This window comes from Pandoraea oxalativorans, from assembly GCF_000972785.3.
In the GTDB taxonomy this organism is placed as follows: domain Bacteria; phylum Pseudomonadota; class Gammaproteobacteria; order Burkholderiales; family Burkholderiaceae; genus Pandoraea; species Pandoraea oxalativorans.
In genome coordinates this window covers 4,572,287-4,591,487 of record NZ_CP011253.3, presented here as the reverse complement: position 1 = coordinate 4,591,487, position 19,201 = coordinate 4,572,287, and the positions used below count along the sequence as shown (strand labels likewise).

Below are 19,201 nucleotides of genomic sequence, written 5' to 3'. Positions count from 1 at the left end.
GCACTCGGCATGCGCCGAGGGGCGGTCCGTTAGTCCACGCGCCGCCAGACTGAGATCGGCACATCGCCGTTCGGACGCGGCGTTACGCGGTAGCTCAGCTCGCCACCCTTGAGTTCGTAATTGCGCTTCTGCTGTTCCCCCTCCCAGTTGGGGAAAGAGGCGTTCTGAATGTGGAACGTCAGCGTGGCGTCGGCCGGATCGATGCTGATCGTGCCCGTGTGCGTACTGGAGCCCATGACCGCCGCCTTGTACTCTGCGGGCGTCCCCGCGCTCTTGTCGCCCGATGCGAATTTGGGTCGTTCCGCCTTGAAGATCTGCAGGGAGTAGTTTCCCTTCGCGTCGATGACCAGCAGGCCCTTGGGCGCTGCGCCATAGTCGCGCGCGAGAGAGCCGTCCGGATGCCGGACATCGGCCGCGACCAATGTCCATGTGCCAGCGAGTGACGGCGCAACCGATGGCGTCGCGGCGCGTGAGCCCGTCGTCAACAGTGTGCACAACGAGAAGGCCGCGCTGAGCATGCCGCGCTTAAGCATCGTCTGAGCGTTCATAAGGTGATATCTCCGTTGCCGGAAGGAGGTGAGAGGGATGGCCGGGGAGGGCACGCGCAGATCGTGCGAGACACGCGGGCCGACCCGGTACCGTCGTCGATGATAGCCAGATGAACGATGCAGTAAATGCGATAATTCGGCATTGATTCTTCAGAAAAACTGGACGATGACGATCCCGAATCTCGACATGGATGCCCTGCGGACGTTCCTCGCGACCCGGCAACTGGGCAGTCTGAACCGTGCGGCAGATCGCGTTGGACGTTCGCAATCGGCCGTCAGTCAACAGATGCGCAAGCTCGAAGCGCAGGTCGGAGAGCCGCTGTTTCGGCGACAAGGGCGAGGCCTGATGCTCACCGACGCGGGCGAACTGATCCTCTCCTATGCGCACCGCATCCTCGATCTCAACGACGAAGCCGTTCGCGCGGTTCGCGGGGCGTCGGTCGAAGGCGTGGTGCGCTTCGGTCTGCCGGGCGACTTCGCCGAAACGTGGTTACCGGCGGCGCTCGGGCAATTCAAGAAGACGCATCCGGGCGTGCGCGTGGAAGTTGGCGTCGAACGCAACGGCGTGTTGCTCGAAGGGTTGGACCGGGGGGAGTTAGACCTCGTCCTCGTGATGGGAAACGAAAGCCGGTCCGATGCCGAGCCCCTCGCCCTGTTGCCGATGACGTGGATCGGACCTGTCGGTGTCGACGTAGTGCTGACGCCAGGCATTGCGTTGGACCTCGCGCTGTACAACCCGCCGTGCTTCTTTCGTCGCGCAGGCATCGAGGCGCTCGATGCCGCAGGCATTTCGTGGCGGCTGGCCTACACGACGGCGAGTCTGCAGAGTCTTTGGTCGGGGGTGGCCGCAGGACTTGGCATCACATTGAGAACGGCGGCCGGTCTGCCGCCGTCGTTACGACGACTCGGGGCAAAAGAGGGACTGCCGCCGCTGCCGTCGGTAGCCCTCTGCCTGCACGCGGGCCATCGGGACACGTCTCCCGCATTGGCGCAGCTCAAGCGCGTGGTGACGGAATGTGCGGGCGCGAACCTCCCCGCGTGAGTGGACACCATCGCGACGTTCGCACTGCGCACCGCAGTTCGATTTCTGCGTGGTCGCGCCAGTCGTGGAATCGTAGAATGCGCAATTGACCCGAAAGAGCCGTCTGAGCTGTCTGAGCCGTATTGCCGCTTCGCGATGTCCGCAAGCGAATCGACGACGCCACGCGAGAACGCATTTCAAAAGCCGGACAAATGGGCGAATAAGCGAATCGGCCACCGAACGCCTGACGCTCAGGCCAGCGCCACCCGATTCATCATAAACGTCTGACGCGTTTCGAATCCCATACGCTTGTAAAGCGCGATAGCGGTTTCGTTGTCGTCTTTTACGTGAAGGAATGGGGTATCGCCGCGCGCGCGGATTTGCTTGCGCAGGATGTTCATCAGGCGTCCCGCGAGCCATTGGCCGCGATGGCGCTCATCCACACAGACCGCGCTGATTTCCACGTAGCCGTCCAGACGCATGCGCTCGCCCGCCATCGCAATCAACTCGCCGTCGGCACGAATCCCAATGTAGTTGCCCATCTCGATCGTGCGCTTGCCGAACGGCCCGGGACGCGTGCGCTGCGTGAGCGCGATCATCTCCGGGACATCGCTCGCACCGAGTTGCACGACCCCTTCTTCGTTAAGCGCGTCGACATTGCCTGCATCCACCATCTGAATCACGGAAAACACGTGATCGTGATGAATGCCGTCCATCGGCGGCAACGCTTCCAGCGACGGCAGAAACACAAAGCCACCTTGCGCAATGAGCGATGCCAGCGCATGAAACGCCGCCTGGGTCGTATTCGCCACGCCAGCAAACGGCGCCACGTCGGCTTCGTATCGCCGTGCCAATTCAGTCCCTTGCGCGAGAGGGGATTGCTTCGTCACCAGTGCATTCCACGTCGGATTGTCGAGACGGTGATGATTCGGATGTTCCATGAGCGTTTCCCTTGCCGATGCCGTAAGGCTGATTTAAACCGCGTGCCCGAGAATCGCCGTTGCGATCGATACCGTCGCACCGAATCCAACAAGAAAGGCGAGCGTGCGCACGACCGGAATACCGGCGACATAAACGACGTAATGCACGATGCGTGCGATCAGATACAGCTTGGCGGCGAAAACCGTGGCGGGCGTCGAAATTCCGGCCAGTGCGGCAATTAATACGAGCGGCGCAAAGACAGCGAGGTTTTCCACTGCGTTGGCGTGCGCTCGTTTGGCGCGTTGCATCCATGCGGGCGGCGCTGCCTCGGACGTCTGTCCGGCAACTTCCGGCACCGGATTGGCCATCGCGCGCATCGGTTCGCGCAGTACGATCCCGGCCAGAATGTAGGGAATCCACATGGCCGCCGTCAGCAATGCCACGAGGGTGAGGTAATACAGTTCCGCTGTGAGCTTCACGGTGTCCCCTTATTGGAAGTCATTGAATATGAGGCAATTCTAGACATCCGGGGACGACAGGAATATAGTCGCAAATGACAATATTAAAGTCATTTGCGACATGAGGATTTGCGTTTTTGCGCTGGATGGTGCGTTCGATACCGGCCTCACGGCCATCCTCGACACACTCTGCACGGCCAACGAACTCGCCATGCTGCGCGGGGCCGATGTGGCGCCGTTTGACGTGACTGTCGTCGGCACGAAGTCGCGCATCAAGACTGCACAGGGGATGACGATGGCCGTCGAACCGGCGCGCGACGTCGAGCACTCGACGCAATTGCCCGACTGGGTGGTCGTGCCGGCGCTGAACGCCAAGCTGCCGGACGTCCTCGTACCGGCGCTAGCGAGGCGCGACGTGGAAGATGCCAAGTCCTATCTGCGCACTTGGCACGAGCGGGGCATCGGCATCGCGGCAGCCTGTATCGGCACGTTCGTGGTGGCCGACAGCGGCTTGCTCGACGGCGAGGAAGCGACGACGACATGGTCGCTCGCACCGCTGTTTCGCGAGCGATATCCGACGGTGAAGCTGAGCGATTCGCGAATGGTCGTGGAGTCGAACGGGCGGGTGACGGCCGGTGCGGCGATGGGGCACCTCGACCTCGCGCTCTGGTTCGTACGGCAGGCCAGCCCCGAGCTGGCGTCGCACGTCGCGCGATTCCTGCTGATCGACAACCGCTCGTCGCAGGCGCAGTACATCATCCCGGACTTTCTCGCGCACGCCGATCCACTCGTCGAACGCTTCGAGCGATGGGCGCGCGAACATATGTCGCAGGGCTTCTCGCTGGAGAGTGCCGCGCAGGCATTGCATGTGCATGTGCGAACGTTGCAACGTCGTATGGAGCAGGTGCTCGGCAAGTCGCCGCTGGCGTTCTTCCAGGATCTGCGCATTCAGCGAGCGAGACAACTGGTGTCGAACGGTTGCGATCTCGACACCGTCGCGACAGAGGTCGGCTATGCGGATGCCTCCACGCTGCGCAACCTGCTCAGACGCAAGCTCGGTCGCACCGTGAAGGAGCTTCGCAGCGATTGATGTGAGTGCACCTTCGCATGGGGGACTCGGTGCGTTATGGACACTGCGCCGGGAATGCTTGAGAATCACGTCGCCTGAACAACTGCGGCCGCCCCGCCTGCCGGGTACCGCCTCTTACCGCCGCACGCTATGACCTACGCCTCCACGTTTATCTTCGCCGCGAAGTCGTTCGACGACGCGTTTCACCGTCTCGACCAGACCATCGCGCAAGCAGCACGCAGCATTCCGGGCTATCTCGGCGAGGAGGCGTGGGAGAACCCGACCACGGGGCAGGTCTCGAACGTGTACTACTGGGCGTCGCTCGAAGCGCTCGATCAATTGATTCGGCATCCTGCGCATCTGGAAGCCAAGGCGGCGCAGGCGAACTGGCTCAACGGCTATCAGGTCGTCATCTCGCAAGTGCTGCGCACTTATGGCGACGGGAAACTGCCGCACGTGCTTGCCGCACCGGCAACGACGTAACGAAAACCCGTCTGCGCGAAGCTCAGAACCCGATCTGTTTGAGGAATTCGTTCACCGGCTCCGACCACATCTTGCCGCCGTAAGTGAGCAGCATGTGACCGTCGTGCCCGACGACATCCTCCGTGTGGACGAACTTCGCCGGACTGCCCGACGCGGCGAAGGCGTCGAACCATTGTTTCGGCGCGTCCGGTCCCCAGTACTGGTCGTTGTGCGCGTACAGCCAGAGCCCCGGGATTTTCGTCGTCTTGCCGAAGTCGCCGTAGACCGTTTCCATCTGCTCGGGATCGCAGCTGTGTTGCGGTGACAACTCCGGTGAGCCGCCTGCGCCGCCGGAGAAGTTGATGTAACCGACGACGCCCGGCGGATTCGTCGCTGCCGTGGAGACGGTCGTGAAGCCGCCGACCGAGCGGCCCTCCAGCACCACACGATTCGTGTCCGCCCAGGGCTGCGCCTGCACCCACTTCAACGCCGCGAGGTTCGCTTCGGCCGTGACCTTCGCGAGCTTCCCGAAGTCGGGACGTCGCACGCATTGCCCGTTCTTGAACGACGAACCGGAGTTCTCGCGATCCGGCCCGCCCGTCAGACCATACCCGACGCGAATCGGTGCGACGATGGCGAATCCCCGCGCCAGCCAGAACCGCACGTGACCCTTGAGAATCGGCGCATCGAGCTTCGCGCGAACCAGCGGATCCCCCGAACGTCCGTGCTCGAAGATCAGCACGGGGAACGGGCCGTTGCCCGCCGGTTTGTAGACTTCCGTATGCATGGCGATGTCGCCACCGAAGGTACTCGCCCCGGGCACGACGATGCCCACGATTTCGGGCTTGACGTCCGTCTGCGACGCAGTGGCGCTCGTAGGCGATGCGGGGGAGTCGCCCATCGCCGCGAACGACGTCGGCATCGAGACGAGCAGAGCAGTCAGCGCCGTGGCGCAGAGCGAACCGGTGCGCTTGAGCGCGCATGCAGCGAAGCGTGTCATGTGAGGGACGATCGTGAGGACGGTTACGTGGGATGCGCCAGGTGGACTGACAAGCCGACGCTATCGTACTTCGCGCCGTGTGACAGCGACACTCATTCGAACGGCTGAGGATGTCGTACCGTCGATGGGAGATATGAAGGCGGCGCTCACCGGGATGGACCCTGCCCGCGCCAGCGAGATCGATGCGGGGTACTACCGCGCGGTGCGCGGCGACCTCTATTGACGACCGGTGTGCCGGTCCTGCGCAATAGCGCTTAGTTCTGCGTGCCCGCCGACTCTTGCGCGCGGCGCAGACGCTCGCGGCTGTTCGTGAGGTGCGTGCGCATGGCGGCGCGTGCGGCTTCCGGGTCGCGTCGCGAAATCGCGTTGTAGATGTCCTCGTGTTCGCGATTCACGCGATTGAGATACGACACCTGATCGTCGTCGGCAAGCGCTGCCGAGTTCACGCGCGTACGCGGAATGATCGTGTTGCCGAGTTGTTCGAGGATGTCGTGGAAATAGCGGTTGCCGGTCGCGCTCGCCACTTGCAGGTGGAAGGCGACGTCGGCCGTCACGGCGTTGCCGGTGCGCTGGCGCACGTGCATCTCGAAGTCGTCCAGCGCCTGACGCATGGCCTTGAGTTGCGCGTCCGTGCGACGGTTCGCCGCCAGACCTGCCGCTTCCGTCTCGAGCGAGATGCGCAGCTCCAGAATCGCCATCACGTCGAGCATCGTCAGAATGCTGTTCGTGTCGACCTGCAACGCATTCTCACGCGGGGCTTCGAGCACGAAGGTGCCGATGCCGTGACGCGTCTCCACCAGTTGTGCCGCCTGCAGCCGCGAAATCGCTTCGCGCACCACCGTGCGGCTCACCCCCAGACTTTCCATGATCGCCGACTCGGTCGGCAGCTTGTCGCCCGGACGGAACGTACCGGCGCGAATCTGCTCGGACAAGGCACTCACCACCTCCTCCGTGAGGCTGCGAGACTTGCGGCGAGGACGTGCGGGCAACGGGCTGGTCATGGACATGGCGTCGGTTGGAATTGTGGGTGACGATGAATGGCAAAAACGCCCCCAGTTTACCTTATCGACCGTCGCATACATACGACAACCGATAAGAATCGACCGCCAATGCCACAGCCCAGACGCTACCGGGCACTGACGGCCGAAAAGACTGCGTTGTGCGACTTCTCGCGACCACTCTCCAGCACTTGCTGCCCTCCGGACCGGCACGCGCACAGCGTCGGCCCGAACGGCGTTACACCTTAGGAACGCGCATCAGAAATCGACGCGGATGCCGAGCATGCCGACGAACTGCGAACTCGTCGCCGACGGCGTGCTGTTCTGCGAGTCGCCCACGACCGGACCTGCGTTGATGATGCTCACGCCGTTCGCCGAGATCGACTTGCCGTTGGCGTGTTGCCACGCTTCGAGCGCATACAGCGACGTGCGCTTCGAGAGCGAGTACACCTGCGCGAGCGACACCTGATGGTAGGTCGCGGCGTCGGTGATGCCGTTCGCCTTCGACGCGGCGGTGTAGCTGTACGCCGCCGCCAGACGCCACTGCGGTGCGACGATCCACGACGCATGCACGCCCGCCGTGTTGAAGATCGCGCTGTCGTGGAAGAGCGATGCTGCGCCCGGCTTGTACTGCACGTTACTGTAGCTCGCACCCAGCGTCAGGCTGCCGAGCGTGTAAATACCCGCCACTGCAATGTGTTGCAGCGAGTCGGCGGTGACATAGCCCTGATTGACGGCCGACGTGCCCGGCACACCGGTGGACGCGCCGTTCCACGTCGTGCCCCCGCCGATGTTGTTTAGACGCAAGTAGCCCGCCGCCAACGACAGCGGACCGCCGTCGTAACGCAACGCACCGGAGAACGTGTTGCCCTTGCCCATCGCACCGGCCTGACCGCCGAAGCCGTACTGAACGCTGGCCGTCACGCCCCACAGAACCGGCGACGTGTACGTCACCGAGTTGTTGATGCGGATGGTCGTGTCGAGGCCGTCGATATCGCCCGGGTGCGCGCCGGTCGCGCCCGTGACGTACGCGACGGGACCGATCGTGCCGACCATCAGGTAGTACGGTGAGTACTGACGGCCGATGGTGAGCGTGCCGGCCTGCGCGTTCTTCACACCGACGAAGGCCTGACGGTTGAACATCACGCCCGACGAACTGAATGCGCCGTTGTTCACGTCAAAGCCGTTTTCCAGCTGGAAGAGTGCGCTGGTGCCCCCGCCCAGATCTTCCGTGCCGCGCAAGCCCCAGCGGCTACCCGCGAGGTTGCCGTTGCGCAGATAGGTGTTCGACTTGCCGTTCTGGTTGCTGCTGTAGGTCAGTGCATCGTCGACGATCCCGTACAGCGTCACGTTCGACTGTGCGAACGCCGGGATTGCGCTGGCGGCGAGACCGGCCAATACGAGCCCGGCAAACAGTTTCGAATGTCTCACGACTTCTCCTCTTGTGATGTGTTTTCTTGGACTTCGCGTACTTCGTTTTTGTGTGTTGCGGGTGCTGCTTTTGTGGTGCTGCCGTGGTGTTCTGTCGGGTGGACGTGGGCGTGCACAAACGCTTAAAAACGCGGTGCCTTGCCGCTCCAGTCGGGGCGGTATTTGCGCATCTGCACCGCGTCGTTGCGCGTGCGCAGGCCGCAGCGCAGGTATTGCTCGTGGAGCTTCGCCAGTTGGTCCTGATCGATGTCGAGTCCGAGTCCGGGAGCCTTCGTGACGGCGACCGCACCATTACGAATCGCGATCTTGCCGCCGCGCACGACTTCCTCGTCGGCTTCCTGCCACGGGTAGTGCGTATCGCAGGCGTAGGACAGACGCGGCACGCTCGCCGCCAGATGCGTCATCGCCATGAGGCTGATGCCGAGGTGCGAGTTCGAGTGCATCGACAGACCGATGTCGAACGTCTCGCACATGCGCGCGAGCAATTGCGTGTCGCGCAGTCCGCCCCAGTAGTGGTGATCGGAGAGGATGATCTGCGCGCCGTTCAGGCGCACGTTCTCGCGGAACTGCCGCAGGTCGGTGACGACCATGTTCGTGGCGAGCGGCATGCCCGTCGCACGATGCAGTTCCGCCATGCCCTCGAGCGTGGGCGTGGGATCTTCGTAGTATTCGAGATCGCCCGCCAGTTCGCGTCCCATCGCAATGGCGGTCGGGAGCGACCAGTTGCCGTTCGGATCGATGCGCAGCGGCTTGTCCGGGAAGGCGCGCTTGAGGGCCTTCAGGCATTTCACTTCTTCGGCCGGTTCCAGCACCCCGGCCTTGAGCTTTATGCTGCCGAACCCGTACGTGTCGATCATGAAGCGCGCTTGAGCGACGAGTTGCTCGGCGTTCAACGTCTCGCCCCAGCTATCCGGCGCGTACGGCGAATCGATGTGTTGCGCGTACTTGAAGAACAGGTACGCGCTGTACTGCACTTCCTGACGCACCGCACCGCCGAGCAGTTCGACGAGCGGTATCCCCAGATGCCGCGCCTGCAAATCCAGAAACGGGACTTCGAACGCGGAGTAGAGCTTCTCAGTGTCCTTGCGCGGGTCGGTGCCCGGTGCGAGTTCGTATTCCACGCGCTCGCCACGAACGCCCTGACGCACCACAGCCGCGACTCGCTCGCGCAGCCCGTTCGTGTCGAACGGATCCATGCCGATCAGCAGCGGGCGTGCATTTTCGAGCAAGGCGAGGACCGGTGCGTCGCCATAGGTTTCGCCCAGTCCGACATGCCCGTTATCCGTCTCGATTTCGATGATCGAGCGCAGGGCATACGGTTCGTGAATACCGCCGCGTTGAGCAGCGGCGGGTCGCGAAAGGCAATCGGGGTGATCGTGATGCGCTGGATTTTCACGGCAACTTTTCCTTGGTCTCCACGAGGAACGGGGTGTCTTTGGTGACGCTTATCTCGCGGTTTGTGAAACTTTTACGTCATCGTATGACTGGCCGTAATTTAGGTGACGCAATGGCCGTGTCTCCATCGGTGAAACCCCTGACGAAATGCTCGGCATCCTGATGAAATCGACGTTTAAAGCCTGTGAGGACAAGGGTTTCTCGATTTATAAGGGAAACCTCTGAGGTATTTGGGCATGTCTCCCAATTGCAAATTGGATATTCAAGTCATATGATGACTTACGAGAAATTTAACCAAAGGAGACAGCATGAGCTTCAGTCGCAGGGGATTCTGGCAACGCACGCTCGGTGCGGTGGCATGTGCCGCCGTTCTGGGAAGCATCGCAAGCACGGCAGCCGCTGCACCGGTGGCGCTGAACATCGTCGACGTGGCCGGCAATCTCGCGCTCACACAAAAGGGTTTCGAGGCTTTCCGTGACAAGTACCCGGATCTCGTCTCCAGGATCACCTTCACGAATGCGCCCGCGCCGCAACTGCCGGGCAAGATCAAGGCCATGCAGGCCGCCGGTCGCTCGGACATCGATATCGTGCTGACGGGGACCGACGCTCTCGCCGCTGGCATCCAGCAAAATCTCTGGCAACGTCTGCTGCCCGACTACAGCGCGAAGCTGCCGGGCGTGCTCGACAAGTACGCTCCGAACGTGCGCGCGATGCAGGAGCTGTCAAAGGGCTACGGCCTGACCGTCACGTTCATGCCGGCTGGGCCGCTCGTCGAATACAACCCGGCCAAGGTCACGAACCCGCCCAAGACGCCTGCCGAACTGCTCTCCTGGTGCAAAGCAAATCCGGGCAAGTTGATTTACGCGCGTCCGGCCAACTCGGGCCCGGGCCGCACCTTCCTGATGGGCCTGCCGTATCTGCTCGGCGACAAGGATCCGCACGACCCGATCAAGGGATGGGACAAGACGTGGGCATTCCTGAAGGAACTCGATTCGTGCATTCCGTACTACCCGGGCGGCACGTCGGCGGTGATGAAGGAGTTGGGCGAAGGCAGCCGCGACATGACGCTCACCGTCACCGGCTGGGACATCAATCCGCGCGCGCTGGGCATCGTGCCCGCGACGTTCAGGATTCAGTCGTTCGACAAGTTCACGTGGGTCAACGACGCGCATTACATGGTCGTGCCCAAGGGCGTGGCGAAAGAGAAGATGGAGGTGATCCTCAAGCTGATCAACTTCATGCTCGAACCTGCCCAGCAGGCGCTCACGTATGACGACGGCTACTTCTATCCGGGCCCGGCGGTGAAGGACGTACCGCTGTCCGCCGCCCCGGCGAAGAGCCAGGAAACGATCGCGAAGTACGGCCGTCCGGAATACGCGAAGCTCATCGCCGATTTCCCGCACGCCGTGCCGCTCGATGCGACGGCGATGGTGGCCGCATTCCAGAAGTGGGATGCCGAAATCGGTTCGCTGAAGTCGAAATAAGGGTTGCGTCATGAAGCACAACTTTCAGCAATTGCGCCTCGACCACGTGGCGCGCAGCTTCACCAACGCCGAGGGGCAGTCGGTGGCCGCGTTGAACGGCCTCGATCTGACCATCGAGCGCGGGGAGTTCATCGCGCTGCTGGGGCCTTCGGGCTGCGGCAAGTCGACGGCGCTCAACTGCATTGCCGGACTCACGCCGCTCACGGGCGGCGCGATCTGGCTGGACGACGAGCGCATCGACGTGCTGCCCAGCGAGAAGCGTGGCTTCGGCATGGTGTTCCAGAACTACGCGCTGTTCCCGCACATGAGCGTGCTCGATAACGTGGGCTTCGGACTTCGGATGCGCGGCGTGCCGCGCGCCGAGATCGAGAAGCGCGCCCGCGAGGCGTTGCAGCTCGTGCAACTCGTCGGGCATGAGCGCAAGTTGCCAGGGCAGTTGTCGGGCGGTCAGCAGCAACGTGTTGCGATTGCGCGCGCCATCGTGATCGAGCCGCCGGTGGTGCTCATGGACGAACCGCTGTCGAACCTCGATGCGAAGCTGCGTATCGAGATGCGCGCCGAAATCCGCCGCATTCACGGCAAGCTCGGCCGCGCGACGATTTACGTCACGCACGATCAGGACGAAGCGCTCTCGATGGCCGACCGCATCGTCGTGATGAAAGAGGGCGTGGTGCAGCAGATCGGTGCCCCGCGCGACGTATATGGTCGCCCGCGCAATCTGCACGTGGCGCGCTTCATGGGCTATCGCAATGTGCTCGACGTGTCGATCACGTCGGCACAGGGCGAGCATGCTCGCGTGTCGTGCGGCGGGGCGTCGTTCGACGGCGTGCTCATGGAGCCGCCGGCCAGCGGTGGCAAGGTCGAGGGGCGGGTTTCCGTGGCGATTCGTCCCGACGATTTCGAACGCGCACCGGCCGCCAACGACAACGCCTTCGAAGTCGTGGTCGAGACGGTGGAGTACGGCGGTCGCGATTCGCTGCTGCGCGTGGCGTCGCCGTTCGGTCAGCTGTACGCGCGTTTGCCGGGCGACTACGCCGTCGGCGAGCGCGTGCCGCTGCGCGTACCGGCCGAGCGCACACTCGTCTACGCCGGGGAACGCGCATGAGTGCCGCCGCTTCCGTATCGATGACACCGGCAGCGCGCGCCGACGGGCGCGGCTGGCTCGTCGCGCCTGCACTCGTGTGCCTGATCGCGATGTTCGTGTATCCGTTCGCGTACGGTTTGTTCCTCTCGTTTCAACCGATGGAGGGCGGGGGCGTATTCGCGAACTATCTGAAGTTCTTCACCGAGCCGACGCTGTGGCCGACGGTGCTCATCACGCTCAAGCTCGCCGTGCCTGCCACGCTGATCAACGTGGGGGCATCGATCCCGGCGGCGTTCGCGTTGCGCAAGAGCACGCGGGCGTCGAAGTTCGTGACGATGCTGCTCGTCGTCCCCGTGACGCTTGGCACCGTGCTGATCGCGGATGGCATGCTGACCTACTACGGGCCGAACGGCTGGTTTCCGCAGGCGCTGCACGCATTGGGGCTGTATCACGACGAAGTGCGGCTCACGCACAACTTCTGGGGCGTGCTGATCTCGCTGGTGATCTCGGGCTTCCCGTTCGCGTTTCTGCTGATTCTCTCGTACGTGACCGGTATCGATCCGACGCTCGCTCGCGCGGCCAGTACGCTGGGTGCCGGGCCGTGGCAGCAATTCCGTCTGATCTATCTGCCGCTGCTGGTGCCGGGGCTGACGATGGCGGCGTGCCTGTCGTTCGTGCAGGCGTTCTCGGTGTTCCCGTCGGCGGTGCTGCTCGGCGTGCCCGCAGGGGCGACGCGCGTGGTGTCGATTGCCGCGTACGAAGCCGCGTTCGAGAGCTACGACTACTCGCTCGCATCGTGCGTGGCGATCGTGATGGGGTTCGTGCAGTTGGTGATCGTGGCGGGCATGCTCGGCGTGCGCCGGGCGTTCTATAGCGGTCCGACCACGGGAGGCAAGGGATGAGTGCCGCAGACAAGAATCCGGCCGGTACGCTGGCCGCGCAGAACGGAGATTTCATGACAACGCAGGCGCCCGTCGGTCAGTCGGCAGCCGCACCCATTACCCGGCGCAAGATGCGCCGCGAAGGGCCCGGTTCGCGTCTGTGGCGCGCGCTGGTCTGGGGCACGATGATCTTCTTCCTCGTGAACGTGGCGCTGATGATCGCCACCGTCACGATGAACTCGTTCGCCACGCGCTGGTTCGGCACACCGCTGCCCGAAGGTTTCACGTTGCACTGGTACGCGCAGGCCTGGCGCGACTTTCAACTCGCCGATGTGCTGTGGGTGACGGTCGAAGTCGTGGGCGCGGTCGTGCTGTTGTCGATTGCGCTGGGGGTGCCTGCAGCGTATGCGTTGGCCCGGGCGCAGTTCCCCGGCAAGAAGCTCGCGATGCTGGTGTTTCTGCTGCCGCTGATGGTGCCGCCGGTGACGTACGGCATTCCGATGGCGACCGTGCTTTACAAGGTCGGGCTGGGCGGCACGCTCACGGGCGTGATTCTCGCGAATCTCGTGCCGTCGCTGCCGTTCGTGATTCTGGTGATGACGCCGTTCATCGAGCAGATCGATCCGAACCTCGAAGCCGCCGCGCGTATCTTCGGTGCGAACACGCTGAAGTACTTCCGTCACGTGTTGTTGCCGTTGCTGGTGCCGGGCATTCTCGCGGCGGGGCTGCTCGTGCTCGTGCGCACCATCGGCATGTTCGAGCTGACGTTCTTCACCGCTGGCCCGGACACGCAGACGCTGGTCGTCGCGCTCTACTACGCGGTGTTCTCGACCGGCGTGCGAGCCCCGCAGTCGATCGACGCGATGGCGATGATCTACATGGCCATCACGCTGCTGTGGGTGCTCATCGCGCTGCAATTTGTGAGTCCCACGCAACTGGTCAGCCGCGTGAAGGAAGCGCCGAAAGGCGAGTGACCGCGGCGTTTGCCTTGTTGGTTCCGTTGTTACCGTCGGCATAGGCCGCTTCCTGCCGGAAGCGGTCGACCGACAGCGGGAGCGCCTGCGCCCGTTGCTGCAATATCTGCGCGGGCGCGCCCGCATCCTTCCCCCAGCATCCCCCCCCGCGCCGCGTTGTGCGACGTTCCCCCCGATCCATCGGCGCAATCGCCTGGCAGACGGCGATGATTCCGCTCGGCCGCGATCGATAGCGGTCAACGGTACGTTGAGGCGACGCGCTTGAGCATGCGTTGTGCCACACGGACTTCGCGGCGGATCGGACGCAGCGACGACTATTCGCGTGCTGCGACGCAGCAATAAATATCTTGAGAAAGGTGTGGAATAAGCGGTCGGCGCAAAGCGTTCAGAGAGTGTCGACAACGACATTTCACTCAGGAGCCAAAGTCATGAACCAACGTCAATCGATGTCCGCTGTTCTGACCAGCCTCGTGGCTGCCGCCGGTCTGTTTGCGGCTGCTGCGGCTCACGCGGAAGTCCCGCTCAAGACGGCCGACGGCGTGCTCGTCGACGCGCAGAACCGCACCGTCTATACGTTTGACAACGATGTGGCAGGCAGCGGCAAGAGCGCTTGCAACGGCGGATGTGCGACGGCCTGGCCGCCGGTCATGGCCGATGGCGGTGCCAAGGCCGAAGGCAACTATTCCATCGTCACGCGCGACGACGGTATGAAGCAGTGGGCCTACAAGGGCAAGCCGCTGTACCTGTTCGCGAAGGACGCGGCCGCAGGCGACAAGAAGGGCGACGGCTTCAAGGACGTCTGGCACGTTGTCAAGCCCTGAGCGGGCGCTGACGGCGTTCTGGCGGCATTCCGACGGGGAGCGGGCGTGTTGGCATATCGGCGGGCTGGGAACGCGCATGCAAAGTCGCGGCGGCTCAGTATAATTTCGCGGCAGGTGCCAGCGGTACTCGCTGGCGATGCTTCGGACCGGGTGGCCGACAGGCACCCTCCGCCAGGAAATTCGCCGATGACCGGTCAGGATTTGCCCAGCTTGCTTCCGGGCTTGCTGCCACGCCTCTGGGCGTTCGCCTTGCGCGTTACGGGCGATCGCCATGATGCCGAGGATCTTGTGCAACGCGCTTGCGTGCACGCGCTCGAGCGCGTGCACCAGTGGCAGCCGGGATCCTCGGCGTTGAGCTGGATGTTCAGCATCGTGCATACGACGTGGATCAACGAGATCCGCGCGCGGCGCGTTCGTTCGCGCGGCAGTCTGGCGTGGGATGAAGCCGACGTCGATGCGATTCCCGATTTTCAGGCGTCTACGCCCGAAGAACTGGCCAGTTGTCATCAGGTCTTCGGTGCGGTCGATCGTCTGCCCGAAGCGCAGCGTCTCGTGCTGCTGCTCGTGGCGGTGGAGGGTATGAGTTATCAGGAGGCGGCCGACGTGCTCGACGTGCCCATCGGCACGGTCATGAGCCGTCTGTCACGCGCGCGCCGTACGATCGGCGACCAGTTTCGTAACCCCGAGGGGCAACCCCGCACGGCAGAGCGCACCCTTCGTGGTGGCGCGGCCGCTGGCGCACGTGAGGAGGACGCGTGATGAACGAAGACGATATCCGCCTGCTCGCTTACGTCGACGACGCGCTGCCTCCGACAGAGCGCGCGGAAGTGGAAGCGGCCATTGCCGCGTCGCCCGAACTGGCCGACGCGGTCGCGTCGTTGCGGGCCTCGCGTCTGCCGTATCGCGAGACGTTCGCAGCGCAAATGATTCCGCCGGTGCCGCAGCGGCTGAGCGCGGGTCTCGACGCACTCCTGCGCGAACACGCGCAACGTCAGGTCTCGCCGCCCGTTCAGGATGTTCAACCGGACGCTCACGCGCCCGACGCCGTTAATTCGACGGCACCGGTGCCGTTGCAGCCCGCGCGCGTCGACACCTCGCACAACGTGCCCGCTGCCAACGATGCGCCTGCCGGACGACGCGTGCGTCCGTGGTGGCTCGCAGCGGCCTTTGCGGCGGGTGTCGCGGCGACGGCGATTACGCTGCCGTTGATGTCGGGCGTGCTGAATCGCTCGGGAGCCGGGGGCTTCATGACCGCCTCTGTCGCCCCTGCGCCCGCACAGGGCCGGACGTGGGTGCGCGCCGCCGCGGAGTATCAGCAGTTGTATGCGCGTGACACGGTGGCGTCGATCCACGTCGACGACAGCGACACCGAGCGCACCGTCGGCGAGATTCGTCAGAACGACAAGCTCGACATCAGCGTGCCCGACCTGCGCTCGCAGGGCCTGACGTTCAAGCGCGTGCAGCGTCTGCGCTGGCAGGACCGTGCGCTGGTGCAGATGGTGTATCTCCCGGCGACGGGCGATCCCGTGGCGCTGTGTGTGGTGCGCGATACGCGTCCCGATCAGAGCGTGGCGGAACAGCAGATCGACAAGATGGGCGTGGTGACGTGGCGCAAGGGACAGATCGGCTACGCGCTCATCGGTGCGCCGGGGTCGACCGATCTCGAGGCGGTGGCGAAAGCACTGGCCGACGGTCCCGTCGCGCCGCTGTACGGCATGTTGATGCTGCCGGACGTACCGTCGCCGCATAAGGCCTCATAACGACAGTCGTGTTATTCGCACGTCGCACCAAAGCAAACGCCCTCGATCCGAGGGCGTTTGCCATTGCGGGACAGCGATTGCGATTACGCTTGCGCGAGCGCGCCATCGCGAAGTCGCCACAAACCGAGCGGATTCGCTTCCTGCAACGCTTCGGGCAGCAGGGCGTCCGGCAGATCCTGATAGCAGACGGGACGCAGGAAACGATCGATCGCCGATGCGCCGACGGACGTGAACATCGCGTTCGACGTTGCCGGGAACGGGCCGCCGTGCACCATCGCGTGACACACTTCGACGCCCGTCGGGAAGCCGTTGGCGAGAATGCGTCCGGCGCGACGCTCCAGACTCGGCAGCAGGCGGCGCGCGTTCGTGGTGTCGTCAGCGTCGAGTTGCAGCGTGGCCGTCAACTGACCTTCCAGACGTTCCGTGATGGCGATCATTTCGTCGACGGTGTTGCAAGCGATCACGACCGACGCAGGCCCGAACATTTCGTCGTGCAGTGCAGGCGTGGCGAGAAACTCGGCGGCCGTCGTACGGAACAGGGCCGCCTGCGCCTGACATGCGCCGCCCGCCTGACCGCGTGCGACGAGCGTCACGTTCGGCTCGTTGGTCAGACGCGCGACACCCTTGTCGTAGGCCTGATGAATGCCTGGCGTGAGCATGGTGCCTGCGGCCTTGGCCGTCAGCGCATCGGAGGCGGTCTGGCAGAAACGTTCGAGCGCGTCGCCTGCGAGGCCCAGTACCAGCCCCGGGTTCGTGCAGAACTGACCGACGCCCATCGTCAGCGAATCGACGAATCCCTTTGCGATGGCATCGCCGCGTGCAGCCAGCGCTTCGGGCAACAGGTACACCGGGTTGATGCTGCTCATCTCGGCGTATACGGGAATCGGCACCGCGCGCGACTGTGCGATGCGTTGCAGTGCGAGACCGCCATTACGCGAACCGGTGAAGCCGACGGCCGCGATCGCGGGATGCGCCACCAGCGCCTCGCCCACGGCACGTTCGCCAACGAGCAGCGAGAACACGCCTTCCGGCAGATCGAGCTTCTGCACGGCCGAGCGAACGGCGCGTGCCACGAGTTCCGACGTCCCCAAATGTGCGGAGTGCGCCTTTACGATCACCGGGCAGCCCGCCGCGAATGCCGACGCCGTATCGCCGCCCGCGACGGAGAACGCCAGCGGGAAGTTGCTCGCGCCGAACACCGCCACCGGACCGAGGCCGATCTTCGCCAGACGCAGGTCGCTGCGCGGCAGCGGTTCGCGAGCCGGTTGTGCGGGGTCGATGGTGGCGTCGAGGAAATGTCCGTCGCGCACCACGCGGGCGAACATCCGTAACTGACCGACGGTGCGTCCGCGCTCGCCTTGCAGACGCGCGACGGGCAGGCCGGTCTCGGCGTGTGCGCGTTCGATCAGGGCGTCGCCCAGATCCAGGATGGCCTGTGCGACCGCTTCCAGAAATTCGGCGCGCTTCGCCAGCGGCAACGCGCGAAACGGATCGAACGCTGCGCGCGCCAGTTCGCAAGCCCGCTCGACGTCCTGCACGGTGCCCGCGCCGAACGACGGCGTCAGGCGTTCGCCACGCGACGGGTCGAACGCTTCGAGCGTTCCCGCACTGCCGCGCACGTCGGCGCGGCCGATCAACATCTCACCGGTGATGTGCATGCGGCGCCCCTTAGCCTTCGACCTTCTTGATGAGCGCGTCGAGCGCGGCGAGTTCGTCCGGCAGCAGGTCGGTCAGCGGTGCGCGCACCGGACCGGCGTCGCGGCCGACCAGCCTGGCACCCGCCTTGACGATGCTCACGGCGTATCCCGCGCGACGGTTGCGAATCTCCAGATACGGCAGGAAGAACGTGTCGAGCAGGTGGCCGATGGTCTCCTGATCGTTGTTGCACACGGCGCGATAGAACTTCATGGCCGTCTTCGGAATGAAGTTGAACACGGCCGACGAATACACCGGCACGCCCAGCGCGCGGTAGGCCGCTGCATAGACTTCGGCCGTCGGCAGGCCGCCCAGATAGGAGAAGCGATCGCCCATGCGACGACGGATCTGCACCATGCGCTCGATGTCGCCCACGCCGTCCTTGAAACCGATCAGGTTCGGGCAGTTTTCGGCCAGACGCTCAAGTTGGTCCGCACCGAGCTTCGAGTTCGCTCGGTTGTAGACGATCACGCCGATGTTCACGGCCTTGCAGACCTGTTCGACGTGCGCGGCAATGCCGTCGAGACTGGCTTCCGTCAGGTAGTGCGGCATGAGCAGCACACCCTTTGCGCCCAGACGCTCGGCTTCCTTCGCGTATTCGATGGCCAGACGGGTCGGCCCGCCTGCGCCCGCGAGAATTGGCACCTTGCCAGCACACGTGTCGACGGCCGTCTTGATGACGGCGCTGTAATCCTGCGGCGTGAGCGAGAAGAATTCGCCCGTGCCGCCCGCCGCGAAGAGCGCCGTCGCGCCGAACGGCGCGAGCCACTCCAGACGCTCGGCGTAGCCGCGTGCATTGAAGTCGCCGATTGCGTCGAAGTCGGTCACGGGGAAAGACAACAAGCCGTCCGAGACGATTTGCTTGAGTTCTTGAGGTGCAGTCATTTCAAGAGTTCCTGTCGGCTGATGGGCCGGATTCGATGAATAAAGGAGGCGCTCAACCAGCGCTCGGCGCTGAGTTATATGTCATCGTATAACATGTGTTGAAGTCGAACAAGAGGGTGGTCTGTCGAATGGCAGTGGGATAAACCCGCAAAAGGCGTGGGAAGGGTTTTTCCCGATTCGTGCAGAGGCCCGTAAAGCCACGCATTGCTCGATATCTAGATGTATGATGACGCATAAGTGACGGGTGGTTGAGCGAACATCAACGACTGCCCGTGGTTTTTGTGCCATGGCCCGGGGGAAGCGACAGATCGCAG

Annotated in this window: 19 protein-coding genes and 1 pseudogene; 11 read left to right on the top strand and 9 right to left on the bottom strand. The window is 63.9% G+C overall.

All coding sequences use genetic code 11. The annotated features are described in order from the left end of the window. Positions 1-29: 29 nt before the first annotated feature. Entirely contained in the window at positions 30-518 is a 489-nt protein-coding gene (locus tag MB84_RS20215) for a lipocalin-like domain-containing protein (protein WP_157122920.1), read from the bottom strand. A gap of 196 nt (positions 519-714) precedes the next feature. On the opposite strand from MB84_RS20215, the gene MB84_RS20210 reads away from it, so the two are divergent. After that, positions 715-1,590: a LysR substrate-binding domain-containing protein gene (locus MB84_RS20210; RefSeq protein WP_046293059.1), complete on the top strand. Its 876-nt coding sequence runs from the start codon at positions 715-717 to the stop codon at positions 1,588-1,590. A 230-nt stretch (positions 1,591-1,820) separates the two neighbouring features. On the opposite strand, the gene MB84_RS20205 is transcribed toward MB84_RS20210, so the two are convergent. Beyond that, positions 1,821-2,510 carry a GNAT family N-acetyltransferase gene (locus MB84_RS20205; protein WP_046293058.1) on the bottom strand — a complete coding sequence of 230 codons (690 nt, stop codon included), beginning with the start codon at positions 2,508-2,510 and terminating at the stop codon, positions 1,821-1,823. A 33-nt stretch (positions 2,511-2,543) separates the two neighbouring features. Further along, the gene (locus tag MB84_RS20200; RefSeq protein ID WP_084009894.1) at positions 2,544-2,969 is read right to left on the bottom strand and encodes an MAPEG family protein; all 426 of its coding nucleotides are present in this window, start codon (positions 2,967-2,969) and stop codon (positions 2,544-2,546) included. A 100-nt stretch (positions 2,970-3,069) separates the two neighbouring features. Between MB84_RS20200 and MB84_RS20195 the strand changes: the two genes are divergently transcribed. Beyond that, positions 3,070-4,038 (top strand): GlxA family transcriptional regulator, encoded by a 969-nt coding sequence (locus MB84_RS20195; RefSeq protein WP_046293057.1) that lies wholly within the window; start codon positions 3,070-3,072, stop codon positions 4,036-4,038. A 129-nt stretch (positions 4,039-4,167) separates the two neighbouring features. After that, positions 4,168-4,500 (top strand): antibiotic biosynthesis monooxygenase family protein, encoded by a 333-nt coding sequence (locus MB84_RS20190; RefSeq protein WP_046293056.1) that lies wholly within the window; start codon positions 4,168-4,170, stop codon positions 4,498-4,500. A gap of 22 nt (positions 4,501-4,522) precedes the next feature. On the opposite strand, the gene MB84_RS20185 is transcribed toward MB84_RS20190, so the two are convergent. Beyond that, entirely contained in the window at positions 4,523-5,479 is a 957-nt protein-coding gene (locus MB84_RS20185; RefSeq protein WP_245725420.1) for an alpha/beta hydrolase family protein, read from the bottom strand. Between the two features lie 79 nt (positions 5,480-5,558). Here MB84_RS20185 and MB84_RS30565 point away from each other — a divergent pair, with 79 nt between their 5' ends. Next, positions 5,559-5,702, top strand: a complete 144-nt coding sequence (locus MB84_RS30565) for a hypothetical protein (RefSeq protein WP_169835031.1) — start codon at positions 5,559-5,561, stop codon at positions 5,700-5,702. A gap of 31 nt (positions 5,703-5,733) precedes the next feature. Here the strand turns inward: MB84_RS30565 and MB84_RS20180 are convergent, their stop codons facing one another. The 3 genes and pseudogenes from MB84_RS20180 to MB84_RS20170 form a co-directional block, all read right to left on the bottom strand. Further along, positions 5,734-6,480, bottom strand: a complete 747-nt coding sequence (locus tag MB84_RS20180; RefSeq protein WP_039404139.1) for a FadR/GntR family transcriptional regulator — start codon at positions 6,478-6,480, stop codon at positions 5,734-5,736. A 255-nt stretch (positions 6,481-6,735) separates the two neighbouring features. Beyond that, the gene (locus tag MB84_RS20175; RefSeq protein ID WP_046293055.1) at positions 6,736-7,908 is read right to left on the bottom strand and encodes a porin; all 1,173 of its coding nucleotides are present in this window, start codon (positions 7,906-7,908) and stop codon (positions 6,736-6,738) included. A 122-nt stretch (positions 7,909-8,030) separates the two neighbouring features. After that, a pseudogene (locus tag MB84_RS20170) lies at positions 8,031-9,304 on the bottom strand (glucarate dehydratase family protein). 307 nt (positions 9,305-9,611) lie between these two features. Between MB84_RS20170 and MB84_RS20165 the strand changes: the two are divergent. From MB84_RS20165 to MB84_RS20135, 7 genes are all read left to right on the top strand, one after another. Continuing rightward, positions 9,612-10,787 (top strand): extracellular solute-binding protein, encoded by a 1,176-nt coding sequence (locus MB84_RS20165; protein WP_046293054.1) that lies wholly within the window; start codon positions 9,612-9,614, stop codon positions 10,785-10,787. A 10-nt stretch (positions 10,788-10,797) separates the two neighbouring features. Further along, a complete protein-coding gene (locus MB84_RS20160; RefSeq protein ID WP_046293053.1) occupies positions 10,798-11,892 on the top strand; it encodes an ABC transporter ATP-binding protein in 1,095 nt (364 codons plus the stop codon). Then, positions 11,889-12,773: an ABC transporter permease gene (locus MB84_RS20155; protein ID WP_157122795.1), complete on the top strand. Its 885-nt coding sequence runs from the start codon at positions 11,889-11,891 to the stop codon at positions 12,771-12,773. The genes MB84_RS20160 and MB84_RS20155 overlap by 4 nt, the downstream gene beginning before the upstream one ends. Positions 12,774-12,826: 53 nt before the next feature. Beyond that, a complete protein-coding gene (locus MB84_RS20150) occupies positions 12,827-13,726 on the top strand; it encodes an ABC transporter permease (protein ID WP_425415920.1) in 900 nt (299 codons plus the stop codon). A 428-nt stretch (positions 13,727-14,154) separates the two neighbouring features. After that, a complete protein-coding gene (locus tag MB84_RS20145; RefSeq protein ID WP_084009893.1) occupies positions 14,155-14,547 on the top strand; it encodes a COG4315 family predicted lipoprotein in 393 nt (130 codons plus the stop codon). A 186-nt stretch (positions 14,548-14,733) separates the two neighbouring features. Next, on the top strand, positions 14,734-15,306 hold the full coding sequence (locus MB84_RS20140) for an RNA polymerase sigma factor (protein ID WP_046293050.1): 573 nt from the start codon (positions 14,734-14,736) through the stop codon (positions 15,304-15,306). Beyond that, a complete protein-coding gene (locus MB84_RS20135) occupies positions 15,306-16,307 on the top strand; it encodes an anti-sigma factor family protein (RefSeq protein ID WP_046293049.1) in 1,002 nt (333 codons plus the stop codon). Before MB84_RS20140 ends, MB84_RS20135 begins: the two co-directional genes overlap by 1 nt. Positions 16,308-16,390: 83 nt before the next feature. Here the strand turns inward: MB84_RS20135 and MB84_RS20130 are convergent, their stop codons facing one another. Beyond that, complete coding sequence (locus MB84_RS20130; RefSeq protein ID WP_046293048.1) at positions 16,391-17,965, bottom strand: aldehyde dehydrogenase (NADP(+)); 1,575 nt, start codon at positions 17,963-17,965, stop codon at positions 16,391-16,393. A gap of 10 nt (positions 17,966-17,975) precedes the next feature. Beyond that, on the bottom strand, positions 17,976-18,887 hold the full coding sequence (kdgD, locus tag MB84_RS20125; RefSeq protein ID WP_046293047.1) for a 5-dehydro-4-deoxyglucarate dehydratase: 912 nt from the start codon (positions 18,885-18,887) through the stop codon (positions 17,976-17,978). Positions 18,888-19,201: the final 314 nt, after the last annotated feature.

Bases quoted from the DNA above. Each gene is read 5' to 3' on its own strand.
- MB84_RS20160 (WP_046293053.1), top strand. From the start codon at position 10,798: ATGAAGCACAACTTTCAGCAATTGCGCCTCGACCACGTGGCGCGCAGC.
- MB84_RS20210 (WP_046293059.1), top strand. From the start codon at position 715: ATGACGATCCCGAATCTCGACATGGATGCCCTGCGGACGTTCCTCGCG.
- MB84_RS20185 (WP_245725420.1), bottom strand. From the start codon at position 5,479: ATGACACGCTTCGCTGCATGCGCGCTCAAGCGCACCGGTTCGCTCTGC.
- MB84_RS20145 (WP_084009893.1), top strand. From the start codon at position 14,155: ATGAACCAACGTCAATCGATGTCCGCTGTTCTGACCAGCCTCGTGGCT.
- MB84_RS20135 (WP_046293049.1), top strand. From the start codon at position 15,306: ATGAACGAAGACGATATCCGCCTGCTCGCTTACGTCGACGACGCGCTG.
- MB84_RS20165 (WP_046293054.1), top strand. From the start codon at position 9,612: ATGAGCTTCAGTCGCAGGGGATTCTGGCAACGCACGCTCGGTGCGGTG.
- kdgD (WP_046293047.1), bottom strand. From the start codon at position 18,887: ATGACTGCACCTCAAGAACTCAAGCAAATCGTCTCGGACGGCTTGTTG.
- MB84_RS20205 (WP_046293058.1), bottom strand. From the start codon at position 2,510: ATGGAACATCCGAATCATCACCGTCTCGACAATCCGACGTGGAATGCA.
- MB84_RS20150 (WP_425415920.1), top strand. From the start codon at position 12,827: ATGACAACGCAGGCGCCCGTCGGTCAGTCGGCAGCCGCACCCATTACC.
- MB84_RS20190 (WP_046293056.1), top strand. From the start codon at position 4,168: ATGACCTACGCCTCCACGTTTATCTTCGCCGCGAAGTCGTTCGACGAC.
- MB84_RS20155 (WP_157122795.1), top strand. From the start codon at position 11,889: ATGAGTGCCGCCGCTTCCGTATCGATGACACCGGCAGCGCGCGCCGAC.
- MB84_RS20140 (WP_046293050.1), top strand. From the start codon at position 14,734: ATGACCGGTCAGGATTTGCCCAGCTTGCTTCCGGGCTTGCTGCCACGC.
- MB84_RS20195 (WP_046293057.1), top strand. From the start codon at position 3,070: ATGAGGATTTGCGTTTTTGCGCTGGATGGTGCGTTCGATACCGGCCTC.
- MB84_RS20130 (WP_046293048.1), bottom strand. From the start codon at position 17,965: ATGCACATCACCGGTGAGATGTTGATCGGCCGCGCCGACGTGCGCGGC.
- MB84_RS20180 (WP_039404139.1), bottom strand. From the start codon at position 6,480: ATGACCAGCCCGTTGCCCGCACGTCCTCGCCGCAAGTCTCGCAGCCTC.
- MB84_RS20215 (WP_157122920.1), bottom strand. From the start codon at position 518: ATGCTCAGCGCGGCCTTCTCGTTGTGCACACTGTTGACGACGGGCTCA.